Raw genomic sequence first — 7,521 nt, 5'->3', positions numbered from 1 at the left:
AAGACATTGCTGAGACAGTACTGATAGCTCAGTTTCCGCTACATTAAGCCAACTACCATTGCGTGGCGTGTGAATCAACGACCGTCGCCGTGCCAAACTGTGGGCTTCAGAGGCGGGAAAAGTCTTGTAAAAAGAGGAGATGTTATGGATATTGAGGTTGTCGCACAGCAAGCGCACAATGTGATCATCAGGATAGTCAATATCGAGTAATTGCTTGACTTCCATAGCCCAGTCGGAGCTGGTGCGGTTGTCGCGACAACTGACTCGTCGCCAACCTCGGCTGGGGTCAAAAAACCTAAATAGGGCTTGGACTCCTTCACGGGTGTAGTGATAGTCTTCTTTGGCATTTACTCCTGGCTGCATCGGAATCGGTTCGTACAAGTGACCATGTAACTCCTTGCTGGCTTCATCCATGCAGATTAAGGGGATTTCTGGATTTTCAGGACAGGTATAGTGGTCTAGAACTACTTCCATTTCGGCTACAAATCTTGGCAAATCTCGTTCTGGAATACAGAATCTCTGAGTTTTCCAGGGACGCAATTTGTTTTTTTTAGGGTTCGTCTCACTGTTTCCCTAGAAATTTCCGTGACGATTGTGCGTCGCTTGAGTTCTGTAGTTAAGAGTCTCAAACTCCAATTCCCTCTCCCTTGGGGTGGCTCACTGCAACAAAGGGCAATAATTTGAGCTTCTGTTTCTCCATCCACAATCGGCTCTACTGGTGGTTTCCTTCTGAGTTTTCTCTCTAACGCTGGCACTACTCCTTTTTCTAAGAATTTTTTTCGCACTCGACCCACTGTATTGCGATGGAGATTGAGTGCTAAGGCAATTTCGTTATCTGTCCATTTCCGCTTTGCTTCCCCTCCTTCGTCTGACATCAACAGTATTTGAGCATGAAGTATTTTTTTGGCTGGGGCGTATCCATTGTTGCTTATGACTTCCAGCCTTTTTCTCTGTTCTCGACTCAGAATCACCTTGTCTCGTTTTCCTCTTCCCATACTTTCCGCCTCAGTTATCCTATTTCTATTGCACTATTTTAGCTGTGCCACGCCAGTAGGGTGCGTTAGGGGCGGTTTGCCGTCATTTTCTACCTCGTAGCCACCGCTGGTAAAGCCGGCCCCGTAACGCACCACCGCATCAAACAGCAAAAGCGATGCACTCGAATAATTGAATATTTTCCTCTTCTATTCGAGTTTTGGCAACTCCGAAAACTGTTTTTGGAGTTGCCATTGAGTTACCAGACATTATTGATGTCATAAAACATAGTTCACTTATAAATCTTGGCAATCTCCTCAGATAATTGAGCCGGGGTCATTACCGGATATTCAGGTGGATATACAGATTCAGTTTCTCCAGATGGAGAGAGTGCCTCAAGGCAATTAGGAGGTTGACTTACCTTTCCTTTAAAGGGTTTATCTTTATCTGGAGACCACGCTTTTAGAAGTTTTGTTACATCAGATTTCATCTTCCCTCGTGTTTGATCAGGAACCCAACTTTTTTGTGAAAGTTTGTTTTCTACATATTTAACAAAACCAAAGGAGTCTTGATACTCTATTGGAGCAACGATCTTACAGTTCCTTCCAATGGCGGCTTCGTATTATTCCGATGCTGTATTAAGAATACTAATAAGCACAATTTCAGCAAATTCCGGTGACTGAAGATTCTTATGATTTTCAAAAAAACTATCTATAGCTGATTTTATGTCTGCCACTGATACCTGAAGTTTTTTAGTTACTTCCTCACTATAAGGTTGATATTTAGCTGTGTCGTATAGATCTTCCAAATTCTGTTTGAAATCATCAACACCTTCCTCTTTTAATTTATCTTGAATTTCCCCGTAAAGTTCCTCAATAGGATGTTCTAAATGAGATTGTGCTTGATCTGGGGTTCCCCCTTCTAATAAATCTTTGGCTGCAATCAGATGACCTTGCATTAGACCAAGATTTTTGATATAATATTCATCTAATATTTTTTCATATTCGGAGTTAGAAAAAAGTTCACTAGTTTTAGTAGGAGTATTACTAGGTAGATAGTACCCAATTACTACCACTAAAAGGGCAACAACTAAAGTAATAAAAACGTATTTGAGTATATTTTTCATAACGTTTACTGTTCTCAAAATTTGTTACTAGGAATAACTGAAAATTGTCCCATGCAACCATTTTAAGCAATTTGGTCTTGATGAGGGTGAAACATATAGTTTCCTGGGAAAGCATACGCAAACTCTAAAATATGCCGTTCCGCTGTACCCATAGTAATGACATCGGTTTTTAGAGTTGGCTTGATAGTACAACCGGTTGGATAAACTTTAAACATGTTGGCATGAATATGAAAAGTAACAGCCACATCATACTCAATCATATTCACTATATATAATCTTATTAACTGATTTTGATAAATCGGAATAGGGTGTTTATGGTAAAAATCAGGTAAGCCATTAAACGCATAAAGTTCATTAGTTTTAATGTCTTCAGTTTTTATGTCTCCGTCAATGTCATAACCTGACATAACTAAAACCATTTCATCGGCGGAAGGGCGTTTTCTGGGAGGATCAATAATGAACATACCATACAGTCCTTTGCTAATGTGGCGAGTAACAGGACTAACATGGCAATGGTAAAGATGAACCCCATAGGGCTTAGCCTCAAATTCATAGACAGTTTCTTTACCTTTGCCTATGGGAGTCACTCCATCCATTTCAGCAGGATGAATACCATGAAAATGAATGCTATGACTACTAGCAGAATCCTGATTCCGAAAAATTACTCTAATCCGATCACCTTCTACCGCTCTTAATGTTGGACCGGGAACTCGATTATTAAAATTCCAGCTAACCCAACCTACCAATTTATTTAGCTGAGTCGAGGTATTATCTGCAACGATTTCAAACTCCCTGATCAGATGTCCATTTTCCTGCTTAACACGACCATAATCAAAACTTCGTAGACAATTTATAGGATCAAATCCAACATACTTTGCTGAGAGTTGCTCATCTGTGGTGAACCTAGGTACCTTAACAGTGGCAGTAGGTCGCGATTTAAGGAATTGGTAGACAGTCCCTGCGATCCCTAAACCTACAAAACTAGATTGTAATAGTTGGCGACGACTCCACATAATAGCAATATTAGGGATTACTAGTCTAAATATAGCGTTTATTGCAGTTATGAGGTAAGCTTATCAACTTCAAAGTCCTCCTTATTAAGGGGAATTTAGGGGGTTCGCTTGGGTGCATCGCTTTTGCTGTTTGACACGGTGGTGCGTTACGGGGCGGGCTATCCAAACCCTGGCTACGAGGCGGAAAATGAGGCTCCCCTAACGCACCCTACGCAACTTTTTTACAAATATGAGATGCACCCGATCGCTTTGTACTTCACAAGTCGTAGTAGAATTGCTATATCCTGGAATAAAAAAATTAAAATTCAGGATCATTTCGGCACTGATAAAATTTATCATGTTCAACATCAATAAATGGATCTGTTCCTCTTTTTTTGTCATGAACAGTAAAGATGCTCTGAAAAAATCCTGCGTCAAACAACTTGTATTCAAGACTCTTTCGATCTTCAAGCTCACAACTATTGTTATCAGGATCTAGTTGATCACATTGACCATCCTTAATTTTTTTGAAATATTCTTCCATCAACTCCCTTCTTTCTTTCTCAGCTTGCGTTTTTGACACTTCCAGGTTAAGTGCTCTGTCCAATCTATCTTTAGCTTGATCATACTTAGAAGTCATATAGTACGCAAAACCAGAATCTCGCAATGCATAATAGTAAAGTTCAGTATCAGGATTTTCTGTAACTTTGTCATATTCTTTAATGGCCTGATCATACTGACCATTCTCTAAGATATATGAGTTCCCAATGTAGTACCTAATCTGATAAGCATCTGGCTCTTTCTGTAAAATTTTTTCAAAAGAATCTCGAGCTTTTTCATAATCCTTATTAAGTAGTTGAGCTTTAGCCTTGCTTAACAAAACTGTATGCTTTCCGTTCTGGTCAGATACTTGGAGCTTATTGTAAAGTTCTATCCCTTTCTTATATCCATTAAAGTTGTTCCACTTATCTTTCTTTAAATTTTTAGATGTCTTATTCCTGTCTCTGCTAACTAAGAAATGACCCAACTCAAGCAGTGCAAAAAAATTATTGTCTACAGTTTTAACTTTCTTAACATCTATATAAAGGTTAATTGCCTCTTCATAGCGTTGACTAGCAGGCAAACAGTCTAGACTCTCCGGATTCAGTACAAAATCCTTAAAATCTTCCATCAAAGCGATGTATAATTTTATCAGCGGATCTTCTGGATTATACTTTTCAGCACTCTTGAAATTTTCTTTCACTTGTTCGATTAACTGATCAACCGTTAATTGAGTGTTATTTATTGTTATTATTTTGGGTCCCTTATTTTTTTGCCAACTAGCATAGGAATAAACTAGTTTTGCTCTTCCCAGATTTTTATAGGCTAGATATAAAGCAAAATTATTGTTGGGATTGTTGGAAAATTTATTAATTATAGATTTACAATCTTCCATTATGCTATAGGATTTCTCTTGGCTATCGGATTCACTAATATCAATTAGATCTTGGTCACATTTATATTGAGCATACCCTAAATAAGGATTTTTAATAGGAAAACGTTCAACAATATATAACAACATAAAAATAAATAAAATCATTATGCCGATTGAACCGATTGAACGCAAATAAGGTTTAGATATAATATGTCTTAATTTCTTTTTAATTTGATGATACTTGTTTGCCATTTTAATGATCATACTCCCGTAAAATAAACCTTGTTGTAATTGTATGAGTTTGTGTATATTTTTGCTCTTACATTATCAACGTTATCTAGTAAGTTAGATATCTTTTCTGAGAGCTCGTATTCATGGTTAGCAAAGATTATTTCATGCAAATATTCCTTGCTCAATAACTTAATTCTTACCTAGCCTTCCACAATTGATTCAAATATCATAAATCAGATTTAAATACTCTTAGTTACAGACATAGATTAAGTACAGCTAAGATTAAGTACAGCTATGCTGCCTTAGGCTCTAATAGAACATCCCTCCAACCAGGTACGGCTGAGCCTGAAGGCTTAGAATTCACCCTACGCCTAGCATTTGAGTTAATAGGATTACCAATATGAATATGAATTGAAAATAGACTGTTTTGAATTTTTTGCTCAACACTACCAGAGCCACTATTTTGAACAGATATAATGTTCCCCCCAGCTTGTCCAACAATCTGACTATTATCAATACTTTCGGAAGTAAAATCCAAGCCTTGAGTTAAACTACTGCTCCTGTTATCATCCATGAAATTCTTTTTACTAGGTGTATCTCAGTTATTCGAGAAATGCTATATAGCACCCCAGGGTAAGGGCAAGAATCAGCAACCCTGTGATTTTTGATAAAAAAAAACCATCATTATCAACAACTTAACTCTATTGCGAGTACAGCTCTACGAGATTATAGGGGTTTCGAGGCAGGATCAACCGATATCCAACCAACCCACGTTGTTATGAGCGATTTTTTTTGGGCTTACCCCGTATAGCAACCAGGGTAAAGGCAAGAATCAATAAGGCGACATTCTTATCAACAATATTGAAAAAATTAGGCAATAGTGCTGAGCAATCTTGGCTTAATATGCTCATAATTCTTGCCATATATCACATTTTGGCTCAACTTTTCTTGGGCTTACCCTGATGCACCCTAAGTAATCACTAGTATACCTGTGATTTTGCTAAATGATAAATACTTTTATTAAATAAATATTAACTCGCCTATGGGTATAGGAGTAATCGATTACTCTGAGTTGGATTGAGCCGAGATATTTATGCTGAAGTGCAATATATTCTCAACAATTGTTTAAAGTTTGTTACCTAGTCAAGAAATTCTACTAGGAGTTACGTCTTGACAAGGAGTTAAAATCAATCCCAATATCACCCTGTGCTCATGACCATGAATTCCCCACGTTTCCTGATCCTGCAACTGCTGATGACTACGGTAGTAGCCTGTGGTTCAACCAGCACTTCAACTCAAGCACCTGCGGCACCGATTGTACAAAAGTCCTCCTCTGAAGAATCTCCCCAAATTGCTCAGGCACCTACACAAACAAATGCTTTATCCACAAAAACCCTAATCGATACCAAAACCCTGACACCCCAACCGATTCAAATTACCCTGAATGATTTACCCCAACCTTTTGCTACTACTAGCGCCTCTCGACCTCCAAAAGTGGTAGCAATACCATCCAACCCAAGCCTAAAAGTACCAGCGGGTTTCCAAGTGAACGTATTTGCTGATGGGTTAGACCGTCCCCGCTGGCTAGCACTTACTCCCACTGGCGATATCTTGGTCACAGAAACTCGGGCAAATCGTATTCGTTTATTGCGCGACAGCAATGGTGATGGAGTTGCTGATGTCAAAAAAACTTTTGCTAGTGCCAGTAATGGGTTAAATATTCCCTTTGGCATGGCCTTTGCTGATCAATACTTCTTCTTGGGCAACACTAATGCTGTACTCCGGTTTCCCTACACAAAAGGTCAAGACCAACTCACTGGCAAAGGTCAAAAAATTGCTGACCTTCCTGGCGGCGGCTACAACCAGCATTGGACACGCAATGTGGTAGTATCTCCCAAGCTAAACAAAATCTACGTCTCTATTGGTTCACGGTCTAATGTCGATCGCGAACCCCTACCCCGAGCATCGGTACAGGTGATGAACTTGGACGGCTCAAACCAACAGACTTTTGCCTATGGGTTACGTAATCCTGTCGGTCTCGACTTTCACCCAATTACTGGTGAACTGTACACTACCGTCAATGAACGAGATCTGATCGGAGATGACCTAGTTCCTGATTACTTCACCCGTATTCGCCAAGGGGAATTCTATGGTTGGCCCTATGCCTATTTAGCCCCCCATCTCATCGATCCCCGTCAAACCCGCAATGGTCAAAGCATCAAACCTGAACTGGTTGCCCAAACCCGAACTCCCGATGTCTTGTTCCAATCGCACTCAGCAGCACTAGGATTACAATTTTATGATGGACGGACCTTTCCAGAAAAGTATCGTAACGGTGCCTTTGTAGCGTTTCGTGGCTCTTGGAATCGTAACCTAGGCACCGGTTACAAACTTGTCTTTGTTCCCTTTAAAACTGATAGACGACCATTAGGCTATTATGAAGATTTTCTGACTGGTTTTCTGATCGATTCCTCAGGACCAACCACCTGGGGACGTCCAGTTGGGTTGCTGGTGCTAAAAGATGGCAGTCTGCTCGTCACAGAAGAAGCCAACAACCGAATTTACCGGATCCAATACCGCAATAGTAACCCGTGAAGTACCCTCGACTAAGCCGGAATATCTTATTGATTACAACTTAATTAGGAGAAAAATTTTTTGACTGGCAATTCATCCCCCACTAACCGCACTTAGTGTAGATTAGGGAATGTTTACCGAATCTTGTTAAACCTGGCTTGGTACTAATGACTAATGACTAATGACTAATTAGAAGTCTTGGTAAAGATATT

The 7,521-nt window shown here is 39.5% G+C and carries 6 protein-coding genes and 1 pseudogene; 1 reads left to right on the top strand and 6 read right to left on the bottom strand.

Going from position 1 to position 7,521, the window contains the following annotated elements; genetic code table 11:
• The 6 genes and pseudogenes from F6K20_RS02735 to F6K20_RS02710 all read right to left on the bottom strand — a co-directional run.
• Nucleotides 1–995, bottom strand: a pseudogene (locus tag F6K20_RS02735) (IS630 family transposase); the annotation flags it as partial.
• A 269-nt stretch (nucleotides 996–1,264) separates the two neighbouring features.
• Nucleotides 1,265–1,462: a hypothetical protein gene (locus tag F6K20_RS02730; protein WP_287255437.1), complete on the bottom strand. Its 198-nt coding sequence runs from the start codon at nucleotides 1,460–1,462 to the stop codon at nucleotides 1,265–1,267.
• A 132-nt stretch (nucleotides 1,463–1,594) separates the two neighbouring features.
• The gene (locus tag F6K20_RS02725; protein WP_287255435.1) at nucleotides 1,595–2,098 is read right to left on the bottom strand and encodes a hypothetical protein; all 504 of its coding nucleotides are present in this window, start codon (nucleotides 2,096–2,098) and stop codon (nucleotides 1,595–1,597) included.
• A 62-nt stretch (nucleotides 2,099–2,160) separates the two neighbouring features.
• On the bottom strand, nucleotides 2,161–3,111 hold the full coding sequence (locus F6K20_RS02720) for a multicopper oxidase domain-containing protein (RefSeq protein ID WP_287255434.1): 951 nt from the start codon (nucleotides 3,109–3,111) through the stop codon (nucleotides 2,161–2,163).
• Between the two features lie 298 nt (nucleotides 3,112–3,409).
• A complete protein-coding gene (locus tag F6K20_RS02715; RefSeq protein WP_287267794.1) occupies nucleotides 3,410–4,756 on the bottom strand; it encodes a tetratricopeptide repeat protein in 1,347 nt (448 codons plus the stop codon).
• 271 nt (nucleotides 4,757–5,027) lie between these two features.
• Nucleotides 5,028–5,309, bottom strand: coding sequence for a hypothetical protein (locus F6K20_RS02710; RefSeq protein WP_287267792.1), 282 nt, complete (start codon nucleotides 5,307–5,309; stop codon nucleotides 5,028–5,030).
• Nucleotides 5,310–5,953: 644 nt separating this feature from the next.
• Here F6K20_RS02710 and F6K20_RS02705 point away from each other — a divergent pair.
• Entirely contained in the window at nucleotides 5,954–7,330 is a 1,377-nt protein-coding gene (locus F6K20_RS02705; RefSeq protein ID WP_287293604.1) for a PQQ-dependent sugar dehydrogenase, read from the top strand.
• The last annotated feature ends 191 nt before the right edge of the window (nucleotides 7,331–7,521 follow it).

It is taken from the genome of Moorena sp. SIO2C4 (assembly GCF_010672485.1).
Classification (GTDB): domain Bacteria; phylum Cyanobacteriota; class Cyanobacteriia; order Cyanobacteriales; family Coleofasciculaceae; genus Moorena; species Moorena producens.
This window is presented reverse-complemented; position numbering and strand designations above follow the sequence as displayed.